Source organism: Aromatoleum anaerobium (assembly GCF_012910705.2).
Classification (GTDB): Bacteria; Pseudomonadota; Gammaproteobacteria; order Burkholderiales; family Rhodocyclaceae; genus Aromatoleum; species Aromatoleum anaerobium.
Genome location: NZ_WTVG02000040.1, coordinates 1,083,266 through 1,104,433 on the forward strand (window position 1 = coordinate 1,083,266; position 21,168 = coordinate 1,104,433).

The window sequence follows — 21,168 nt, forward strand, 5'->3', positions numbered from 1 at the left end:
CGCCAGTGCGTGAAATTGAACTGCGAAATGCCGCCGGGGGCTACGGCGTCAGCGCCTGAAGCGTTCTTCGGCGATCGCGTCGGCGACTTCGCCGGTCGGCCGCTCTTCGGCGCGCGCACGCGTGAAGATCTCCAGCAGGCTGTCGTGGATGCCCTCGATGTGCTGCCTGAGCGCCGCCGGATCGAAGTTGCCGGTGCGCTCGTAATACACGTCGATGATGCCGCCGGCGTTGATGACATAGTCCGGCGCATACAGGATGCCGCGGTTCATCAGCGCCGTGCCGTGCCGCGGTTCGGCGAGCTGGTTGTTCGCGGCGCCGGCGACGATCTTCGCCTTCAGCTCGGCGATCGTCCGGTCGTTCAGGACCGCGCCAAGCGCGCACGGGGCGAACACGTCGACATCGAGGCCGAAGATTTCCTCCGGCGCGACGACGGTCGCGCCGAGCTCCCTGCCGGCGGCGAGCAGCGGCTCGCGGTAGAGGTCGGTGACCCACAGCTCGGCGCCCGCCGCCTTCAGCCGGCGCGCGAGATCGAGGCCGACATGGCCGAGCCCCTGCACCGCGACGCGCAGGCCGTCGAGCGAATCGCGCCCCAGCCGCTCCTTCACCGCCGCGCGGATGCCGACGAGCGTGCCGTACGCCGTCGACGGCGACGGGTCGCCGCTGCGCGTGCCGTGCTCGGCCGGCTTGTCGCGGACGCCGCAGACATGCTGCGTGAATTGCGACATGAGCTTCATGTCGGCGACGCTGGTGCCCGAATCCTCGGCTGCGATGTAGCGTCCGCCGAGACGGTCGATCGCGCGCGCGAGCGCTTCGAGCAACGCGGGCGTCTTGTCGGTGCGCGGGTTGCCGATGACGACCGACTTGCCGCCGCCGAGCGCGAGGTTCGCCATCGCCGACTTGTAGGTCATGCCGCGCGACAGCCGCAGCACGTCGCGAGTCGCCTCGTCCTCGTTCGCATACGGCCACATCCGGCAGCCGCCGAGCGCCGGGCCGAGGTTCGAGTTGTGGATCGCGATGATCGCCTTCAGGCCGCTCTTGTCGTCGCTGCAGAACACGACCTGTTCGTGGTCGGCGAAATCGGGAGTGGAAAATACGCTCATGCTGGTCTCCTTCTTGGGTCTCGAGGGTGCGACACGCCGGCCGCCGTCGCTTGTGGCGATGGCGGACGGAAGTGCCGCGGGGGGTGACCGGTCCGGGACGGGACCGGGAAAAACGCCCCCCGTGCAACGTCGGCCTTTCCCTTGCCGGATTGGACCGCTCGCAGCGCGGGAGGTTAGCTCTCAGGCGGGAATCACGGCGATCGTCCTGCGCGCCTTGCGTGGCTCCGCCACGGCAGGCGCCTCCTTGCCGCGGAAGGCGTCGAGCAGCGCCGCCTGGCGCGTCAAAGCGTTCGCCAGATAGCGCTCGCGGATGTGACCGAAACCGCGGATCTGCTCCGGCAGCGACGCGAGTTCGACGGCGGTGTCGTAGTTCGCCGCGGCGAGACCGGCGACGATCTCGTCGACGATGCGCTCGTAGTCGGCGATCAGCCGGCGATCGAGCTTGCGCTCGGCGGTGCGCGCGAACGGGTCGAGCACGCTGCCGCGCAGGCCCTTCATCTTCGCCAGCAGCCGCATCGCCTTCAGCATCCACGGTCCGTAGCTGCGCTTCTGCAGATGCCCCGTCGCGGGATCTGTTTTCGCGAGCGCCGGCGGCGCGAGGTGGAAGACGAGTCGGTAATCGCCTTCGAACTGCTCCCCGATGCGCTTGACGAAGTCGCTGCCGGTATAGAGCCGCGCGACCTCGTACTCGTCCTTGTACGCGAGCAGCTTGTGGTAGCCGCGCGCGACCGCCCCGGTCAGCCGCGTGGCGCCGGGCGCGACTTTCGCCTCGGCCGCGCGCACGCGCTCGACGAGCCGCAGGTAGCGCGCCGCGTACGCCGCGTCCTGGTAGTCGGCGAGGAAAGCGTGGCGCCGCGCGATGACTTCGTCGAGCGTTTGCGACAGCTTGTGATGCTCCGGCGTGCCGTGCTGCGGCTGCGCGGCGCGCGCGACCGCGTCCGGCTCGACCGCGGCGCGCCGGCCCCACTGGAACGCCGCCTTGTTCGCCTCGACCGCCGTGCCGTTGATCTCGATCGCGCGCAGGATCGCGTCGCGCTTGAGCGGCACGAGCCCGCGCTGCCACGCGAAGCCGAGCATGAAGAGGTTGGTCGCGATCGAGTCGCCGAGGATCGCCGTCGCAAGGCGTGTCGCGTCGAGGAACTCGACGTTCCCGCCGCCGACCGCGTCGATGACCTGCCCTTCCATCGACGCGGCCGGGAACTGCGGGTCGGGGTGCTTCGCCACGTCGCCGCTGCGCGCCTGGGCGGCAAAACCGCGGACGAACTCGCTGGTATTGGTCTGGTCGCGATTGATGACGACGCGGGTGTGCCCGGCACGCATCTTCGCGAGCGATTCGTCGCTCGCGGTGACGACAAGGTCGCAGCCGATCACGGCGTTCGCGTCGCCGGCCGCGACGCGCGCGGCGAAGATGTCCTCGGGCCGGTCGGCGATCTTCACGTGCGACGACACTGCCCCGCCTTTCTGCGCGAGGCCGGCCATGTCGAGCACCGACACGCCCTTGCCTTCGAGGTGCGCAGCCATGCCGAGCAGCGCGCCGATCGTCACGACGCCGGTGCCACCGACGCCGGTGATCAATATCCCCCATGCTGCGGTCGTCGCCGGCAGCACGGGTTCGGGCAGCGCGGCGAACACGTCGGCGCCAGCCGTCGCGGCCTTGCCCTTGCGCAGCTTGCCGCCTTCGACCGTGACGAAGCTCGGGCAGAAGCCTTTGACGCACGAGTAGTCCTTGTTGCACGAGGACTGGTCGATCGTGCGCTTGCGGCCGAACTCGGTCTCGACCGCGGCGACCGACATGCAGTTCGACTTGTCGCTGCAGTCGCCGCAGCCTTCGCAGACGAGGTCGTTGATGACGACGCGCCTGGCCGGGTCGGGGAAGGTGCCGCGCTTCCTGCGACGGCGTTTCTCGGCCGCACACGTCTGGTCGTAGATCAGCGCGGTCACGCCGGGAATTTCGCGCAGTTCGCGCTGCACCGCGTCGAGCTCGTCGCGGTGGCGGATCGGCACGCCATGCGGCAGATCGGACGGACCATATGCGCGCGGCGTGCCGTCATTGACGACGACGATGTTCGTGACGCCTTCCGCGAGCAGCTGGCGACTGATGATCGGCACCGACAGCATGCCGTCGTGCGGCTGGCCGCCGGTCATCGCGACCGCATCGTTGTAGAGGATCTTGTAGGTGATGCCGGAAGGCCGCGCGGTCGCCTCGGCGCCGCCGGCCGGGGAGGAGTTGAACGCCGCGACCGCCGCGCGGATCGCCAGTATCCCGGAGTGCATGTAAGTGCCGTCCCCGAGGTTCGCGAACACATGCTTCGTCGAGGTGAACGGTGCCTGCCCGACCCACGGCACGCCCTCGCCGCCCATCTGGCAGAAGGTCTGCGTCGTCTCCGGCGACAGCCAGGTTGCCATGTAGTGGCAGCCGATGCCGGCGATCGCGCGCGAGCCTTCGGGCACTTTCGTCGAGGTGTTGTGCGGGCAGCCGGAACAGTAGTGCGGCACGCGCGCGATCGACAGCCGCGGCTTGGCGAGCGCGGCGTCCTTCGCGTCGAAGAACGCAAGGCGCGCCCTGATCGCGTCCGACGTGTAGAAGCGGCCGATGCGCGCCGCGATTGCGCGCGCGATCATCGCTGGAGTCAGGTCGCCGGCTGCCGGCAAGAGCCAGTCGCCGTGCGGCAGGCTCCATTCGCCCTTCTCGTCGAACTTGCCGATGACGCGCGGGCGCACGTCCTCCTTCCAGTTGTAGAGCTCTTCCTTGAGCTGGTATTCGAGGAACTGGCGTTTCTCCTCGATGACGAGGATCTCGTCGAGGCCGTCGGCGAACTCGCGCACGCCTTCGGCTTCGAGCGGCCACACCATGCCGACCTTGTACAGGCGGATGCCGATCTCGGCGGCGAGCGCGTCGTCGATGCCGAGGTCTTCGAGCGCCTGGCGCACGTCGAGATAGCTCTTGCCCGCGGTGATGATGCCGAGCCTGGCAGCAGGGCTGTCGATGACCGTCCTGTTCAGCTGGTTCGCGCGGCAGTACGCGAGCGCGGCGTACAGCTTGTGGTGCATCAGCCGCTCTTCCTGCACGAGCGGCGGATCGGGCCAGCGCAGGTTCAGGCCGTCGGGCGGCAGCGGGAACTCGGCGGCGGACGGGATCACCGTCTGCACCGCGAACGGGTCGATGTTCACTGACGCGGACGTCTCGACGGTGTCGGTGAGCGCCTTGAACGCGACCCAGCACCCCGAGTAACGCGACAGCGCAAAGCCGTGCAGCCCGTATTCGAGATAATCCTGGATGCCCGCGGGCGCGAGCACCGGCATCATCATCGCCTTGAACACGTGCTCGGTCTGATGCGGCAACGTCGAGGATTTCGCGCCGTGGTCGTCGCCGGCGATCACCAGCACGCCGCCGTGCTTCGACGTGCCCGCGGCGTTGGCGTGGCGGAACACGTCGCCGCTGCGGTCGACACCCGGCCCCTTGCCGTACCAGATCGAGAATACGCCGTCGTACAGCGCGTTCGGGTCGAGAGTGACCTGCTGCGTGCCCCATACCGCGGTCGCCGCGAGGTCTTCGTTGAGGCCGGGCTGAAAGCGGATGTGATGCGGCTCGAGGTATTTCTTCGCCTTCCAGAACTCCTGGTCGACGTTGCCGAGCGGCGAGCCGCGATAGCCGGTGACGAAGCCGGCGGTGTTGAGCCCCGCCGCCTCGTCGCGCAGCCGCTGCATGATCGGCAGGCGCACCAGCGCCTGGATGCCGGTCATGTACGCGCGGCCGGACGTCAGCGTGTATTTGTCGTCGAGCGAGACGGGGGCAAGAGCCCGGGGGGAAAGAGTATTCGTCATGGCGTGTCACCGTCGCGGCCGCTCCTCGGGCGCTCGTGACGCCCGTATCCGGCCTGCCGACGTTGTCTCCTGTGTGGTTGCTGTTATTGCGCGTCCGCAGGTGCGAACGGCATGGCCACATCGTAAGGAGAAAGCGCGGCAAAAAATTTCCTTCTTCGCACCGGAACAGGCGTACCAAGGAAATAATATTTCCGTTTTCAGCGGATTTCGGGCAAGCGGGCAAACGGCAGCGAGTCGAGTCCATCCCGCAACGCCAATGCCATCAGAACTTGCCAAGGGGCCGCTGCGCCGGTTATGCGGGGCTTGGTCGACGTCAAAGCATTTAGAATGCCGATTTGTTGCAAGTCGTGACTGACCAGTGACGGTGGCAAAAGGGGGAGCAATGACGCCTGAAATCAGGGCGCGCCAGCAGATCGACCGGAAGCTGGAGCAGGCCGGCTGGACGATCCAGGATCTGACGCACATCAATCTCGGCGCCGGCGCCGGCATCGCCGTGCGGGAATTTCCCACCGACACCGGCCCGGCCGACTACGTCCTGTTCGTCGATCGGCAGGCGGTCGGCGTCATCGAGGCCAAGCGCGACGAATCGGGCGAGAACATCACGGTCGTGGAGAACCAGACCGCGCGCTACGCGAACGCGACGCTGAAATGGCGCGTGGAAACCAACGTGCTGCCGTTCCTGTTCGAGAGCACCGGCCAGATCGTCCGCTTCACCGACGGCCGTGACCCGGTCCCTCGCTCGCGCGAGCTGTTTCACTTCTTTCGGCCGGACCAGCTTGCACGATGGCTCGCCCAGCCCGACACGCTGCGCCGCCGGCTCGCCGAGCACATGCCGGCACTGCCGCAACGCAATCTGCGCAACTGTCAGATCGGCGCCGTCACCGGGCTCGAAAAATCCCTCGCCCTGAACAAGCCCCGTGCCCTCGTGCATATGGCCACCGGCGCGGGGAAGACCTTCACCGCGATCACCGCCGTGTATCGCCTGCTGAAGTTCGGTGGCGCCAGGCGCATCCTGTTCCTTGTCGATACACGCAACCTCGGCAAGCAGGCGCATCAGGAGTTCATGGCCTACACGCCGCCCGACGACGCGCGAAAATTCACCGAGCTGTACAACGTGCAGCGGCTGGCCGGCAGCACGATCGACCCGCATTCGCAGGTCTGCATCAGCACGATTCAGCGCATGTATTCGGTGCTCTCGGGCGAGCCGATCGACGAATCGGCGGAAGACGTATCGCTGAACGAAGTGCGCCAGACCGGCAACCAGGCCAAGCTCGTGCGCTACAACCCGGCGATTCCGGTCGAAAGTTTCGATTTCATCATCATCGATGAATGCCATCGTTCGATCTACAACCTGTGGAAACAGGTGCTCGACTACTTCGACGCCTTCCTGATCGGACTCACCGCGACGCCCGACAAGCGCACCTTCGGCTTTTTCCACGAGAACATCGTCGCCGAGTACACCTACGAGCAATCCGTCGCCGACGGGGTGAACGTCGGCTACGACGTCTACGAGATCGAAACCGAGGTCACGCACAAAGGCGCCGAACTCAAGGCCCGCGAGTGGGTCGACCACCGCGATCGCCAGACGCGCCGGAAGCGCTGGGCCGAAACCGAGGAAGACATGCCCTACACCGGCAAGGACCTCGACAAGTCGGTCGTCAATCCGAGCCAGATCCGCCAGGTCATCCAGGCGATGAAGACGGCGGTGGAAACGCAGATCTTCCCCACCCGCGAGGAAACGCCGAAGACGCTGATCTTCGCCAAGACCGACAGCCACGCCGACGACATCATCAACACCGTGCGCGAGGTCTACGGCCAGGGCAACGCCTTCTGCAAGAAGGTCACCTACAAGGCCGCCGAGGACCCGGACAGCGTTCTTTCGAGCTTTCGCAACGACTACAACCCGCGCATCGCCGTCACCGTGGACATGATCGCCACCGGCACCGACGTCAAGCCGCTCGAAGTGCTGCTCTTCATGCGCGACGTGCGTTCGCGCGGTTACTACGAGCAGATGAAGGGCCGCGGCGTGCGCTCGCTCGGATTCGACGATCTCAAGCGCGTCAGCAACAGCGCCGACAGCGCCAAGGCGCGCTTCGTGCTGATCGACGCCGTCGGCGTCGAAAAATCGCTCAAGACCGACAGCCGGCCGCTGGAAAAGAAGCCCGGCGTGCCGCTCAAGGATCTGCTGCAGGGAGTCGCGATGGGACACCGCGACGACGACACGGTGCTGAGCCTCGCGAACCGGCTGGTGCGCCTCGCCAAGCAGCTCGACGACAAAGCCAAAACGCGCGTGGAGAAGGTGTCCGGTGGCGTTCCGGTGGCCGAACTCGGCCGTGCGCTGATCGCGGCGCTGAACCCGGACCGGATCGTCGAGGCCGCGCTCGCCACGGCGAAAGCCCGCGGCATCACCCGCGCCGAAGACACCCTCACGGCCGACGAGATCGCCGCCGCGCGCGCCGAACGCGTCGCGGCCGCCTGCGCGCCGTTCGACAAGCCGGAACTGCGCGAGGAAATCGAATCCGCCCGGCGCGAGCGCGAACAGCTGATCGACCACGTGAATATCGACGAGGTCAGCTTTTCCGGCTTCAGCGCGCAGGCCGAAACGCAGGCGCAGAAAACCATCCAGGCGTTCGCCGACTACATCGCACTGCACAAGGACGAGATCGGCGCATTGAGTTTCTTCTACCAGCAACCGTATCGGCGCCGCGAGCTCACCTTCGACATGATCGAAGATCTGCACGAGCGCCTGAGCCGCCCGCCGCTGATGCTGACCACCGAACGACTATGGAGCGCCTACGCCCGCGTGCAGGCCTCGCAGGTCAAGGCCACCACCGCCCGCCGCCAGCTCACCGACCTGATCGCGCTGGTGCGTTTCGCGCTCGGTCTCGACGCCGAACTCAAGCCTTTCAGCGAGCAGGTCGACCGCCGCTTCCAGGAATGGATCTTCCGCCACAACGCGCAGCGCGCGACCGCCTTCACGCCCGAGCAGACCGAATGGCTGCGGCTCATCAAGGACCACATCGCGAGCAGCTGCAGCATCGCCCGCGACGACTTCGACTACGCCGGCTTCGCCGACCGCGGTGGCCTGCAGCGCGCCTGGGGCATGTTCGGCACGGAACTGGATGGGCTGATGAAGGAGATGAATGAGGAGTTGGTGGCGTGAGCCGCAGCGAACTGCTACCCGCTGGATGGGCTATTTCGACCCTCGATGACGTCGCGAAATCAGCGGGAGGAAGCACACCGTCTAAAGCGGACCACTCATATTGGTTGAACGGCAGCATCCCGTGGGTATCGCCAAAGGACATGAAGGTGTTCGCTCTGCAGACCGCGGAGGATACCATCACCGAGAAGGCTCTCGAACGGCTGACGGTGATCCCGCCGGAAAGTGTCCTCGTCGTCGTCCGGTCCGGAATCCTTTCCCGGACGCTTCCCGTCGCGCTAAACAGTATGGCTGTGACCATCAATCAAGACATGCGCGCATTTATTCCTGAAGTGGATATCTCCGCGCGTTACCTGGCATGGCATCTGATCGCTAACGAACGGGACATCTTGGCGGCCTGCTCGAAGCATGGCACCACAGTGGCGAGTATCGAAGGCCCGGCGTTGGCTCGCTTTCCCTTACGCATCGCACCTGCTGCCGAACAAACCCGCATCGTCGAAAAACTCGAGGAACTCCTCTCCGACCTCGACGCCGCGGTCGCCGAACTGAAGGCCGCGCAGAAAAAACTCGCGCAGTACCGCCAGTCATTGTTGAAAGCCGCGGTCGAAGGCAAGCTCACCGCCGCGTGGCGGGTGGAACGCGCGCAGCGCGGGGACGCGACCGAAACCGGCGCGCAACTGCTCGCCCGCATCCTCACGGAGCGCCGCACGCGCTGGGAAGCCAGACAGCGGGCGAAATTCGACGAGCAAGGCAAGGCTCCGCCCAAGGGCTGGCAGGACAAATACCCCGAGCCGGTGGCGCCGGATATCCAAGACTTGCCGGACCTGCCGGAAGGGTGGGTGTGGGCGACGGTGGATCAACTATCACCTGACGATCTCGCAAATGGCCGTTCCGTCCCCAGCGCGACGGTTGGCGCGAAAGTGCTTCGGTTAACCGCTGTCAAGGACGGCTGTATCGACTTGAATGAATACAAGACCGGCGACTGGTCTGATGAGGAAGCAAAGCCATTTGCCGTGGTCGATGGCGATCTGCTGATTGTTCGCGGCAACGGCTCTCTTTCTTTGGTCGGCCGTGCCGGCTTGGTGACTAACGCGGCTGAGCAGGTGGCTTATCCCGACACGATGATTCGGCTCCGCGTGCTGAACTCGATCATTCGACCTGAGTGGGTAGCACTGCTGTGGGATGCATCCTTCACGCGGTCGCACATTGAGCGGCGAGCACGAACGTCTGCCGGCATCTACAAGATCTCGCAGCCAGATATCTTGTCGGTCGTGATACCTGTACCCCCACTGGAAGAGCAGTCTCAAATCCTGTTCATATTCGAACGAGCAGGCAAAGAGATGCATTCGGTCGCAGCGATGTTGGATCAGGCCCTCAAACAATCCGCCGCCCAACGCCAGAACATCCTGCGCGCCGCCTTCTCCGGCCAGCTGGTGCCGCAAGACTCCGACGACGAACCGGCCAGCGTGCTGCTGGAACGCATCCGCGCCGAGCGGGCGGAACAGGCGGCGGTGAAGAAACCCCGCAGCCGGCGCGCTAGGGAGACGGCATGAGCGAGCGATTGAGCAGCCTCGATCTGGCCGGGCTTTCGGAGTCGGTCGACCTCGAATGCAAGGCCGCCCAAGGGCGCGATGGGCGAGGCGAGTTGCCGGAGGATTTCTGGAAGAGCTACAGCGCCATGGCCAACACCGATGGCGGGGTGATCCTGCTCGGTGTGCAGGAAAAGCCGCGCGGCCGCTTTCGGGCGCTCGGCCTTGCCGAGGTGGAGCGGGTGCGCAAGGCGCTGTGGGATAACCTGCATAACCGCAAGCAGATCAGCGCCAACCTGTTGAGCGAGCAGGACGTCGAACCCATTGCGGTGGATGACAAGACCGTGCTGCGCATTCGGGTGCCGCGCGCCCCGCGTCAGGTCCGGCCGGTTCATCTGGGCAGCAACCCCTTTGGCGGCACCTACCTGCGCCGCTACGAAGGCGATTACGCAGCCGACGACGAAGCCGTGCGCCGCCTGATGGCAGAACGCGTCGAGGATTCGCGCGACGAGCGGGTGCTCAAGGGCTTCGACTTCGGCGATCTCGACATGGAGTCGGTAGCGGCCTACCGCAACCGCTTCGCGGCGGTAAAGCCGGGGCACGTATGGACCGACCTTCCGCTGCCTGAGTTTCTGGAACGTATCGGTGCCTGGGGCAAGAACCGCGAGGAAGGCCTCAGCGCACTGCGCCTGGCCGGCCTGCTGATGTTCGGCCGTGCCGAGGTGATCCGCGATGCTCTGCCGCACTACATGGTCGACTATCAGGAGCGGCCGGAGGCCCGTGCCGAGAAACGCTGGATTGACCGCCTGGTGCCCGACGGCAGCTGGTCGGGCAACGTGTACGACTTCTTCCGCAAGGTTTACCAGAAGCTGACGGCCGACCTGAAAGTGCCTTTCCAGTTGCATGCCGGGCAGCGTATCGAAGACACGCCGGTGCATGAGGCGCTGCGCGAAGCCTTGGTCAATACGCTGATCCACGCCGATTTTTCGGGGCGCGTTTCGGTGCTGGTGGTCAAGCGCCCGGACATGTTCGGCTTCCGCAACCCGGGACGCATGCGCATTCCGCCCGAGCTGGCGATCCACGGCGGCAACAGCGATTGCCGTAACCGGCGGCTCCAGACCATGTTCCAGCTGGTGGGGTATGGTGACCATGCCGGCTCGGGGCTGCCGAAGATCTACAGGAACTGGGCGGGGCAACATTGGCGCCGGCCAGTCCTCTATGAAATGCCCGAGCCGGAACAGACGCTGATGGAATTGCGCATGAGCAGTCTGGTGCCGGAGCGGGCAGTCGCCGAATTGACGGCACAACTTGGTTCGCGGGTCGCTGCCTTGCCCGAAACCGCGCGACTCGCGCTGATTACCGCGCAGGTGGAAGGTTCGGTCAGCCATGACCGGCTCAAGCAGATCACGACCGATCACCCGGCCGATTTGACCAAGCTGCTGGGGCAATTGGTGCGTGACGGCCTGCTGATCCCGGACGGTGCAGGGCGCGGCATGGTCTACTTCCTGCCCTGGCAGCGCCAGACCGTGGGGGCGGCCTTTGATGCGGCGGACTTCGGAAATCGGGGGCTTGGGGCCAAACCACCGGAGCTCGACGCCAAACCACCGGAGCTCGACGCCAAACCACCGGAGCTCGACGCCAAACCACCGGAGCTTGTGACCTATCACGACTGGAGCGCCATTCCGGCCCAGTTGCAGGAAGAGTTGCTGGCACTGGCCGCGCCAGTTGCGCGGCGGCGGAAGGCGAGTCCCGATGTCCTGCGCGCCACAATCCAGGCGCTGTGCACCAGGCGCTTCCTTGGACTACGGGTCTTGGCCCACGTCCTGCAGCGCGACCTCGACGACCTGCGCAAGCGGACGCTGACGCCCATGGTTCAGGAAGGTGCATTGCTTCCCGCTTTCGCCTCGACTCGCGATCCGCGGCAGGCGTACATCGCTCCCATGACAGAAAACGAATCGAAATGAACACCTCCGCTCTCGTCCAGAAAGTCTGGAACTTCTGCCACACGCTGCGTGACGACGGCGTCGGCTACGGCGACTATCTCGAGCAGCTCACCTATCTGCTGTTCCTGAAGATGGCGCATGAATACGCGCAGGAACCGTACAGGCGCGACACGCACATCCCGGCGGGCTACGACTGGGCGGCGCTGCGCAGCCGGGTCGGCGAGCCGCTGGAAGCGCAATACCTGGCAACGCTGCACCGCCTCGGTGGCGAGCCCGGCATGCTGGGCGCGATCTTCTTCAAGGCGCAGAACAAGATCCAGGACCCGGCGAAGCTCTCCCGCCTGGTGCAGATGATCGATGCGGAAAGCTGGGTCGGCATGGACACCGACACGAAAGGAGACCTGTACGAAGGGCTGCTGCAGAAGAACGCCGAAGACACGAAAAGCGGCGCCGGCCAGTATTTCACGCCGCGCGCGCTGATTCAGGCGATGGTCGAGTGCGTCCGCCCCGAACCGATGAAATCGATTGCCGATCCGGCTTGCGGCACCGGCGGATTCTTTCTCGGCGCCTACAACTGGCTGACGCGGCCGGGCCGGACGCTGGACAGGCGGCAGAAGGAGTTCCTGCGCCACAGCACCTTCCACGGCAACGAGATCGTGCCGAACGCCCGTCGCATGTGCCTGATGAACCTGTTCCTGCACAACATCGGCGAACTGGACGGCGAGCCGGCGGTGGAGCGATCCGATGCGTTGATCGCCGATGCCGGCAAGCGCTTCGACTACGTGCTCGCCAATCCGCCCTTCGGCAAGAAAAGCAGCATGACGATCACCAACGAGGAAGGCGAGGAGGACCGTGACGCGCTGACCTACGAGCGGCAGGATTTCTGGGAAACCACGTCGAACAAGCAGCTCAACTTCCTGCAGCACATCGTCACGATCCTGAAGGACAGCGGCCTGGCGGCGGTCGTGCTGCCGGACAACGTGCTGTTCGAAGGGGGCGCGGGCGAGAAGATCCGCAGGAAGCTGCTGGAGAACTGCGACGTGCATACGCTGCTGCGCCTGCCGACCGGGATCTTCTACGCGCAGGGCGTGAAGGCGAACGTACTGTTCTTCGATGCCCGGCCAAAAGACGGCGCGGTGCACACGAAAGGCGTGTGGATCTACGACCTGCGCACCAACAAGCATTTCACGCTGAAGACCAGGACGCTGAAGCTCGATGATCTGCGCGACTTCATCACCTGCTATCACCCCGAAAACCGCCACGAGCGCAAGGAAACAGAGCGCTTCAGGTACTTCGGTTACGAGGAGCTGGTCGCGCGCGACAAGGCCAGTCTCGACATCTTCTGGCTGAAGGACGACAGCCTCGACAATCTCGACGATCTGCCGGCGCCGGAAGTCTTGCAGCAGGAGATCATCGAACACCTGGAAGCGGCGCTGAGCGCCTTCCGCGATGTGGCCGCAGGACTGCGCAGCCATTGAACGCTCGGCGCCGGCGAGAGCCGATGCCGCACTGCAAGAACCCGACATGCAACGATTTGGCCGAATTCCGGCGTTGAACGAAAGTATCTTTCCCGCCGCCCCCCGGCCACGGGCAAGATCGAAATATTTTTTCCCCCTTGCCTGATTAGCATTTCCGCTCCTCATCCGCCGGCCACGACGGCGATGAATACAACAATGCGAGGTGGAGACGCTTCATCGTGGGCAGGCGAACGTCGCGGCCACCGCCGCGTCGAACGTGCTGCATGATCTCCCCTTGACCGTGTGCCCACGAGGCCAACCGGAGGAGACATTCATGCGATTTTCTGTCCGATTTCCCGCCCCTGCAGCCTGCGTTGCCGTCCGTGGAGGATGTTGACATGGCTGCGATCGAAACCACGCACGGAGCACTCGCGATGGACGCGACGAAGGTGCACGACCACTGGTCCTCGCGGCTCGGCTTCATCATCGCCGCGGTCGGCTCCGCCGTCGGACTCGGCAACATATGGAAATTCCCGTACATGGTGGGCCAGAGCGGCGGCGCGGCGTTCGTCCTCGTCTATCTCGGCTGCATCGCGCTGATCGGCCTGCCGATCATCATCGCCGAGTGGCTGATCGGACGGCGCGGCCAGAAGAACCCGGTCAACACCATGGCCGAACTGGCGAAAAAGAATGGCCGCGGACGCGGCTGGATGCTGGTCGGCGCGGGCGGCACGCTCGCCGCGTTCCTGATCCTGTCGTTCTACAGCGTGATTGGCGGCTGGGCGCTGTCGTACCTCGCCGAAGCGGGCGCCGGCAGCTTCTCCGGCATCGGGAAGGACGCGGCCGCGGCGCTGTTCTCGGGCCTGCTCGCGAGTCCCGCCCGGCTCCTCGCGTGGCATTCGGTGTTCATGTTGCTGACGGTCGGCGTCGTCGCGATGGGCGTGTCGGGCGGGCTCGAGCGCGCAACGAAGCTGCTGATGCCCGCGCTCGGCGTGATCCTGCTCGGCATGGTCGGTTATGGCATGACGACCGGCAGTTTTGGCGCCGCGGTCGATTACCTGTTCACGCCGGACTGGAGCAAGCTCGACAGCACCGTCGTGCTCGCGGCACTCGGCCACGCGTTCTTCACGCTGTCGCTCGGCATGGGCGTGATGATCGCGTACGGGTCTTATCTCGGCCAGGACATCAACCTGGTCCGCGCCGCAGGCACCGTCGCAGTGGCGGACACGACGATCGCGCTGTGCGCGGGTCTCGCGATCTTCCCGATCGTGTTCGCGAACGGACTCGACCCGGCATCCGGCCCCGGCCTCGTATTCGTCACGCTGCCGCTCGCGTTCGGCAAGATCGCCGGCGGGCTCGTGCTAGGGGTGCTGTTCTTCGCATTGCTGATCTTCGCCGCGCTGACCTCGTCGATCTCGCTGCTCGAGCCGGTCGTCGAACTGCTCGAGGAGCGCACACCGATGGGCCGCGTCGCCTCGACCGTCGTCGCTGGCGTCGCGACCTGGGCGCTCGGCGTCGCCGCGCTGCTGTCGTTCAACGCGTGGAGCGAGGTGCTGATTTTCGGCCAGAACATCTTCGACCTGCTCGACAAACTGACCAGCAAGTTCCTGCTGCCGGCCTGCGGCCTCGGCGCGATCGTGTTCGTCGCGTGGTTCCTCGACCGCGAAGGCGTGCGCCAGGATCTGGGGCTCGGCCGCGCCGGGTTCAGCGTGTGGAATGTGCTGGCGCGTTATGTCGCGCCGGCCGGCGTCATCGCGGTGTTCTGGCACAGCCTCTGACGCGTGTCGCGCAAAATGGCCCTGTCTCAAAGCGGCAGGGCCGTTTCGTTCTTGATCTCGCGTAGCGCGACGCTCGAATGGGTGATGTCGACTTCCGGGATCTTCAGCAGGAAGTTGTGCATGAACGACGAGAACGCCTCGAGGTTCGGCAGGTAGAGCTTGAGCAGGCAGTCCGTCTCGCCCAGAAGCTCGTAGCACTCGACGACTTCGTTGCAGCTCTTCACCACCGCCTCGAAACGGTCGAGCACCTCGCTGCTGTGCTTCGTCAGCTTGACCCGCACCCATACGCAGGTACCCAGCCCGAGTTTCTCGCGGTCGAGCAGCGCGACGTAGCCGCGGATCAGGCCCGCCTCCTCGAGTTCGCGCACCCGCCGCCAGCACGGCGACGGCGACAGGCCGACCTTCTCGGCGAGGTTCTGCGTGCTGATCGAGGAATCCTTCTGCAGCAGCGCGAGGATGCGCCGCTGGGCCTGGTCGAGCTTCATCGCGCCTCCCTGGCTTTGCTGCCCGGCCGCCCGGCCAGCAACCGGCGCTCGACTCGTCGCCACATGAGCCGTGCTCAGCGGACCTTCAGCAGCTCCACTTCGAACACCAGCGTCGCGTTTGGCGGGATCACGCCACCGGCGCCGCGCGCGCCGTAGCCGAGTTCGGGCGGAATCGTCAGCTTGCGCCGGCCGCCTTCCTGCATGCCCTGCACGCCCTCGTCCCAGCCGCGGATGACGTGGCCGGCGCCGAGCGGAAACTCGAACGGATCGTTGCGATCCTTGCTCGAATCGAACTTGCGGCCGTCGGTGAGCCAGCCGGTGTAATGCACCGATACGCTCTTGCCTTTCTCGGCCGTCGCGCCGCTGCCGACCTCCATGTCTTCGATGATGAGGCCGCTGGCGGTCGTGGTCTGGGACATCGGTACTCTCCTGGTTGAGGCGAAAACCCGGATTCTACCCGCCCTGCTTGCGCCGGCTGGCGAAGTTCTCGCGGAATTTCGCGATCTTCGGCGCAACGACGTACTGGCAATACGACTGGTCCGAGTTACGCGCGTAATAATCGCGGTGCACATCCTCCGCCGGCCAGAACGTGCCGGCACGCTCGACCTTGGTCACGATCGCCGACGGGTACACGCGCATCTCGCCCATTTCCTCGATCAGCGCGAGCGCCTCGTGCAACTGCTCATCCGTCGTCGCGAAGATCGCGGAACGGTATTGCGTGCCGACGTCGTTACCCTGCCGGTTGAGGCTCGTCGGGTCATGGATGACGAAGAATATCTCCAGCAGATCGCGATAGCCGATCACTTCGGGATCGAACACGATGCGCACGGCTTCCGCGTGGCCCGTTCCACCCTCGCAGACCTGGCGATAGGACGGAGAATCGACGCGTCCGCCGGTATAGCCGGACGTCACCGCCTCCACGCCTTCCACATCCTTGAACACGGCCTCGAGGCACCAGAAACAGCCACCGGCCAGAATGGCGGTTTCACGTGCCGCGGGCATTTCCTGTTCCGTCATACGGATTACCTCCTTGGGAATCGCTGCTGGTATGACAGCGCCGCGGCACGTCCATTCCCGGTTATTTGAAGGAGATTGTGTAATAGACGTCGGCCGAGTTGTCGTTGCCGCCGCGCGCCACGACGGAGACCTGCCGGGTCAGCTGGTAGGTCAGCTTGACGAGGCTTTCGGCGCCGCCGAGGCTCTGCTCGAACGACAGGAAAAGGTCCGACGACAGGCGCTTGCCGAGCGACAGCACCTGTCCGCTGACGGTGCCTTCGCCGGTCACGACCGAACCTTCGCCGACGACGCGGCTCGTCGCGCCGCGCGTGACGCTGGTGAGTTCTCCCTGCCCGATCGAGAACTGGTCGAAGCCGAGGCTGCGCGACAGCTGTTCGGTCATGCCGCCGCCGGGCCCGCCGAGCAGGGCCTGAGCGGCCGGCAGCAGCAGACCGAGGTCCGCTCCGCCGCCGGCCGTCGGCGGGCGGCCGAGGACGAGCCACGACAGCTTCTCCGGATCGGGCACGTTCGGCTCGGACACCAGCCGCACCTGCGGCCGCCTCGCGCTGCCGACGATCGCGACCCCGGCTTCGACTGCGAGCCCCTTGCGCAACGCAACGATATTCAGGCCCGGGTTGTTCAGTGGCCCCTGGAAATTGATCCGGCCGCGCTCGATCACGAGGCTCTGGCCATAGCCTTGATAGGTGCCGCCGACCGTCGCGATCGTACCGACCGCGCTCAGCGGCTCGCCATCGCGCACACGCAGCCGCAGCTCGCCCGCGAGCCGCGTGTCGACGCCGAGCGCCGACAGGTACAGGTTGTCGCCGAGCGTGACCTGCACGTCGGCAGCGAGCTTGAAGCCGCCTTTGCCGGACGGCGTTTCGCGCCCGAGGATCACGACATCCTCGGAGAGGCTCGGCGGCGGCGAATCGGCCAGCTCGATGTATCCCGCGTCGGCACGAAACTCTGCCTCCAGGTCGAGGCTGGTCCACGTGCTGCGCGCGGTGCCGCCGCCGGACAGGATCAGCCAGCGGTCGGGGCGCTGCAGGATCGGCAGGCGGTCGGCCTGGTAGCGAAAACTGCCCGTTCCGCTGTCGAGCGCGATTTCACCCGACGCGGTGAGGCGACCCGGCTCGCGCGTGAAGCGCGCCACCGGCACGCGCCCGTCGGCGGGCCGGACGCGATTCGGCGACACGAACTCGAGCCGGACGAGGCGCAGCCGGTCGCGATCGAACTCCGCGCGGAGTTCGCCGCCCGTCAGCTGCAGCCCTTGGTCGACGAGGGCGACCGACAGCCCGCGGCCATCGATGCTGCCGCTCGCGCGCGGGTCGGACGGCGTGCCGGCGAGCGCAAAATCGGCCGCGAGGCTGCCGCCGGTGACGATGTTTTCCTGCATCAGGCGCCCGAGCCACGCAATCGACGGCATCGCCAGCCGCGCCGAGCCGAGCAGCGCCGCGTCCGGCGCGAGCCGCCAGCCCGCGCTCGGGTCGCGCTCGGCCAGCGCAGTCGCGGAACCCACCAGTTCGCCGAGTTCGGACCCTCGCGCGTCCCACGACAGCGCCAGGCGGTTGTCGCGCGCAGTCAACCGGGCTTCGAGATGTTCGAGGCCGAGCCGCGCCGGGAGCTCGCCGCTGACGGTCAGGTCGCCCGACTCGCGGAATACCCGCGCCGTCCCGTTCGCGCTCTGGCCGAGCTGCAGGTCCCATTCGGCGCCGAGCACCAGCGCCCCCCGCTCGCGCCCGATGCGTCCCTCGCGGCGTCCGTCCGGCCGGCTCGCGAGGCGCAGCGCGAGACCGGTCAGCGAACCGCGTGCGGCGATGAGCTGCGGCGTCCATTGCGTCTCGTCGAGCCGGATGCGGCCGCGCTCGCCGGCATCGAACGCGGCGGTCCCGAGCGCGATGCGTTCGGAGCCGATGTAGAGCTGCGCCGGCGAAGTCAGCCGCGCGACGAACCGCCCGCCGGTCTCGAGCGCCGCGGCGCGCCCCTGCCACGCGAAGCGGGCGCGCGGCTCGCCGGGCGGCGCGGAGTCCGGCCCGGCCGCGCCCCCCGCTTCGCCTGCGGCGTCCGCCGAACCGCCAGCATTGGGCTTCCTCACGAGGCCGCCTGCGAGGCGCATGCGCAGCGTGTCGTCCTCGAGGCCGCTCGCCGTGAAGTCGAGGACGTGGTCCGTACCCTTCCCGCTGACGCCGAGCTTCGCGCGGTCGATGAGGTTCTCGTCCTCGCCGCGGCCCAATCCGGTGACGTCGAGCGCGAGTTCGAGCGGCCCGTCGATGCCGTCGGCGAACCGCCCCTGCGCGTCGAGTCCCGCAACCCGCAGCCCGCCCGGCAGGCGCAGCGCCGCCGCCGAAAGGTCGAACGTCGCGCCGGGGCGTTCGAGCGTGCCGCTGACAGCCCCCTCGATCCGTGCGCGGCCGCCGAATTCATTGCCGAGCGCGGCGAGCGCCGGGGCATCGACGTCGATCTCCAGCTCGTCGCCGCGCCCGCCCCAGGCGCCTTTCACCTGCACCCGGTTGCCGGCGAGCGTCAGGTCGAGGTCGCTGTCGGCGAGCCGCTCGCCGTCGATGACGACGTGGCCGCCTCCGCTCAGCGGCCGGCCTTCGAGCCGGCTCGGCTGCAGTTGCCAGCGGGCATCGAAACGCCGCCGCTCGCCCAGCTCGCCACGCAATTCGAAGCTCATATTCAGGCTCGCGGCAGGCGCACGGGCGAGCAGCGCGTGCGGATCGAACGCCGCAAGCTGGCCGGTTGCGACGAGAGTTCGCGCGCCGTCGTCCGCCGTCGCCGTCACCGTCAGTCCGCCATCGGCACGAATCCGCGCAGCGCCGACGCGCAGGTCGAGCCGCGCCGTCTGACGCGACGCGTCGCCTGCCGCTTCGACGGTGCCGGCGACCTTGCTTTTCGGCAGTCGCGCGTCGAGCCGGGCAGGATCGATGCCGGCGAGCTGCAGCATCGCGCTCACGCGCCCGAACGCCGTGCCGGTGTCGGGCGACCAGTGGACGTTTCCCGCGACGGTGCCGGCGCCGGGCAGCTCGACGAGCAGCGCATCGGCACTCGTTTCGGCCGGTGTCCAGCGCAGTTGCGCCGCGATGCGCTCGACCGGCAGCGCGTTGCGGTCGATCGTGCCGGGCGCCCGGTTTTCGATCGTGACCGGCCCGGAGAGCACCCACGCTTCGCCGGGGGCCGACGTGAGGTCGGCTTCGACGCGCAGCGCGGCCTTGGGCACGGCCGGCTGGAACGCGGACGGATCGATGTCGCCGAGCGCGGCCCGCAGGCGGCGCAGCGGCACCGGCTCGAACGGCGCGGCGACGACATCGGCGCTGCCGGCAAGCCCCGCGCCTTCGGCCTCGACGAGCAGGTGCGGAGTGACCAGGTCGCCGTCGGCACGGAGGTTCAGCGTGTAGGCACGGCCGGCCCGCTCGCCCTGCAGCACGCCGCTGGCGGACAACGCGAACGGCGCGGCGCGGCCGTCCATTTCGCCCGACAGGCTGGCGTGGCCGAACGGCAGCGTCGCGGAGAGGGCTTCGATGCGATGGTGCCGGCCGTCACTCGCGAGCGTGGCCGCGAGCGACGAGAGTTCGAACTTCACTGCCTCGGCCGGCGCCGCATCGCCGCCTTCGGCCGGCCAGTCGAGCACCGCGATGCGCCCGACCTGCAGCGCCCGCAGCGATAGCGAGAACGGCAGTTCGAGCGTCGCGGGAGGGCCTTGCGCGGGAGCGGGCGCGTCAGCCGGGCGGCGTGCAAGCGTGATTTCGTCGATCGCGACAGACGCGATGTCGAGATGGCGGTCGAACAGCGCCGCCGCGTTCCACTGCAGCGCCAGGTTGCCGATCCGCAGCCGCAGGTCCGGGGTAACGACGCGCAGCGCATCGAGCTGCAGCGGCCCGGCGAGACGGCCGGACGCGTTCACAACGACGACCTGCCCGCCGCTCAGGCGTCCGACGGCCTCGGCGGCAAAGCGCAGGCCGGACTCGGTGCGCACCAGCCACGTCGCAAACAGCGCCGCCGCCACGACGAGCAGCAGCACGACCAGCAGCAGTCCGCCCGCGATGCGGAAAAACCGGCGCCGCACCGAAGTCTCGACTGCGGGCGCCATCGTCGGTCCGGCTCAGCCGAACAGCGAGCGCAATCCCTCACCCGGGTCCGGCACGCGCATGAACGCTTCGCCGACGAGGAAGGCATTGACCGCGTTCGCCCGCATCAGCGCGACGTCCGCGGGCGCGAGGATGCCCGACTCGGTGACGACGATGCGCTCCGCCGGCACGCGCGCGAGCAGATCGAGCGTCGTCTGCAGGCTGACGTCGAACGTGCGCAGGTTGCGGTTGTTGATGCCGACGAGCGGCGTGGAGAGCTGCAGCGCAACATCGAGTTCGGCCGCGTCGTGCGCCTCCACCAGCACCGCCATGCCGAGGCTCCCGGCGACCGCCTCCATGTCGCGCATCGCCGCGAGGTCGAGCGCTGCGACGATCAGCAGCACCGCATCCGCGCCCATCGCACGCGCCTCATACACCTGCCACGGGTCGACGAGGAAATCCTTGCGCAGCACCGGCAGGCTGCAGGCCGCCCGCGCCGCCTGCAGATACGCCGGCGCCCCCTGGAAGAACTGCTGGTCGGTCAGCACCGACAGGCAGGCCGCGCCGCCGCGCTCGTACTGCAACGCGATCTCGGCGGGGCGGAAATCCTCGCGGATCACCCCTTTCGACGGGCTCGCCTTCTTGATCTCGGCGATCACCGCGGCGTCTCCCGCGGCGATCTTCGCGCGGATCGCGCCGACGAAATCGCGCGGCGCAGCGAGCGCTTCGGCCTCGGCGCGGACTTGCGCGAGGGGGCGCGCCGCGCTGCCGGCGGCGACTTCGTCGCGCTTGACCGCGAGGATCTTGTTCAGGATGTCGCTCATCGT

12 protein-coding genes are annotated in these 21,168 nt (G+C 67.1%); 5 read left to right on the top strand and 7 right to left on the bottom strand.

Going from position 1 to position 21,168, the window contains the following annotated elements; genetic code table 11:
• Positions 1–48 precede the first annotated feature (48 nt).
• Positions 49–1,101 carry a Glu/Leu/Phe/Val dehydrogenase dimerization domain-containing protein gene (locus GO606_RS20610; RefSeq protein WP_169116624.1) on the bottom strand — a complete coding sequence of 351 codons (1,053 nt, stop codon included), beginning with the start codon at positions 1,099–1,101 and terminating at the stop codon, positions 49–51.
• A 180-nt stretch (positions 1,102–1,281) separates the two neighbouring features.
• Positions 1,282–4,926 (bottom strand): indolepyruvate ferredoxin oxidoreductase family protein, encoded by a 3,645-nt coding sequence (locus GO606_RS20615; RefSeq protein WP_169116623.1) that lies wholly within the window; start codon positions 4,924–4,926, stop codon positions 1,282–1,284.
• Positions 4,927–5,308: 382 nt separating this feature from the next.
• Between GO606_RS20615 and GO606_RS20620 the strand changes: the two genes are divergently transcribed.
• The 5 genes from GO606_RS20620 (at position 5,309) to GO606_RS20640 (ending at position 14,793) form a co-directional block, all read left to right on the top strand.
• Entirely contained in the window at positions 5,309–8,089 is a 2,781-nt protein-coding gene (locus tag GO606_RS20620; RefSeq protein WP_169116622.1) for a type I restriction endonuclease subunit R, read from the top strand.
• On the top strand, positions 8,086–9,639 hold the full coding sequence (locus tag GO606_RS20625) for a restriction endonuclease subunit S (RefSeq protein ID WP_169116621.1): 1,554 nt from the start codon (positions 8,086–8,088) through the stop codon (positions 9,637–9,639). The genes GO606_RS20620 and GO606_RS20625 overlap by 4 nt, the downstream gene beginning before the upstream one ends.
• Complete coding sequence (locus GO606_RS20630; protein ID WP_169116620.1) at positions 9,636–11,579, top strand: RNA-binding domain-containing protein; 1,944 nt, start codon at positions 9,636–9,638, stop codon at positions 11,577–11,579. The genes GO606_RS20625 and GO606_RS20630 overlap by 4 nt, the downstream gene beginning before the upstream one ends.
• Complete coding sequence (locus tag GO606_RS20635) at positions 11,576–13,036, top strand: class I SAM-dependent DNA methyltransferase (RefSeq protein WP_169116619.1); 1,461 nt, start codon at positions 11,576–11,578, stop codon at positions 13,034–13,036. Before GO606_RS20630 ends, GO606_RS20635 begins: the two co-directional genes overlap by 4 nt.
• Positions 13,037–13,413: 377 nt before the next feature.
• On the top strand, positions 13,414–14,793 hold the full coding sequence (locus tag GO606_RS20640) for a sodium-dependent transporter (protein ID WP_246979808.1): 1,380 nt from the start codon (positions 13,414–13,416) through the stop codon (positions 14,791–14,793).
• Between the two features lie 26 nt (positions 14,794–14,819).
• Here GO606_RS20640 and GO606_RS20645 read toward each other — a convergent pair whose 3' ends face one another.
• The 5 genes from GO606_RS20645 to trpC all read right to left on the bottom strand — a co-directional run bounded on the left by GO606_RS20645 (position 14,820) and on the right by trpC (position 21,165).
• A complete protein-coding gene (locus tag GO606_RS20645) occupies positions 14,820–15,278 on the bottom strand; it encodes an Lrp/AsnC family transcriptional regulator (protein WP_169116618.1) in 459 nt (152 codons plus the stop codon).
• Positions 15,279–15,352: 74 nt separating this feature from the next.
• Positions 15,353–15,697 (bottom strand): FKBP-type peptidyl-prolyl cis-trans isomerase, encoded by a 345-nt coding sequence (locus tag GO606_RS20650; protein WP_053421116.1) that lies wholly within the window; start codon positions 15,695–15,697, stop codon positions 15,353–15,355.
• A 34-nt stretch (positions 15,698–15,731) separates the two neighbouring features.
• Positions 15,732–16,295, bottom strand: a complete 564-nt coding sequence (gene msrA / locus GO606_RS20655) for a peptide-methionine (S)-S-oxide reductase MsrA (RefSeq protein WP_011238192.1) — start codon at positions 16,293–16,295, stop codon at positions 15,732–15,734.
• 61 nt (positions 16,296–16,356) lie between these two features.
• Positions 16,357–20,364, bottom strand: coding sequence for a translocation/assembly module TamB domain-containing protein (locus GO606_RS20660; RefSeq protein ID WP_169116617.1), 4,008 nt, complete (start codon positions 20,362–20,364; stop codon positions 16,357–16,359).
• A 12-nt stretch (positions 20,365–20,376) separates the two neighbouring features.
• Positions 20,377–21,165 carry an indole-3-glycerol phosphate synthase TrpC gene (trpC, locus tag GO606_RS20665; RefSeq protein ID WP_169116616.1) on the bottom strand — a complete coding sequence of 263 codons (789 nt, stop codon included), beginning with the start codon at positions 21,163–21,165 and terminating at the stop codon, positions 20,377–20,379.
• Positions 21,166–21,168 lie beyond the last annotated feature (3 nt).

Coding starts and splice junctions, on each gene's coding strand:
- GO606_RS20635 (WP_169116619.1), top strand. CDS start 11,576: ATGAACACCTCCGCTCTCGTCCAGAAAGTCTGGAACTTCTGCCACACG.
- GO606_RS20660 (WP_169116617.1), bottom strand. CDS start 20,364: ATGGCGCCCGCAGTCGAGACTTCGGTGCGGCGCCGGTTTTTCCGCATC.
- GO606_RS20650 (WP_053421116.1), bottom strand. CDS start 15,697: ATGTCCCAGACCACGACCGCCAGCGGCCTCATCATCGAAGACATGGAG.
- GO606_RS20630 (WP_169116620.1), top strand. CDS start 9,636: ATGAGCGAGCGATTGAGCAGCCTCGATCTGGCCGGGCTTTCGGAGTCG.
- GO606_RS20640 (WP_246979808.1), top strand. CDS start 13,414: ATGGCTGCGATCGAAACCACGCACGGAGCACTCGCGATGGACGCGACG.
- trpC (WP_169116616.1), bottom strand. CDS start 21,165: ATGAGCGACATCCTGAACAAGATCCTCGCGGTCAAGCGCGACGAAGTC.
- GO606_RS20620 (WP_169116622.1), top strand. CDS start 5,309: ATGACGCCTGAAATCAGGGCGCGCCAGCAGATCGACCGGAAGCTGGAG.
- GO606_RS20645 (WP_169116618.1), bottom strand. CDS start 15,278: ATGAAGCTCGACCAGGCCCAGCGGCGCATCCTCGCGCTGCTGCAGAAG.
- GO606_RS20615 (WP_169116623.1), bottom strand. CDS start 4,926: ATGACGAATACTCTTTCCCCCCGGGCTCTTGCCCCCGTCTCGCTCGAC.
- GO606_RS20610 (WP_169116624.1), bottom strand. CDS start 1,101: ATGAGCGTATTTTCCACTCCCGATTTCGCCGACCACGAACAGGTCGTG.
- msrA (WP_011238192.1), bottom strand. CDS start 16,295: ATGACGGAACAGGAAATGCCCGCGGCACGTGAAACCGCCATTCTGGCC.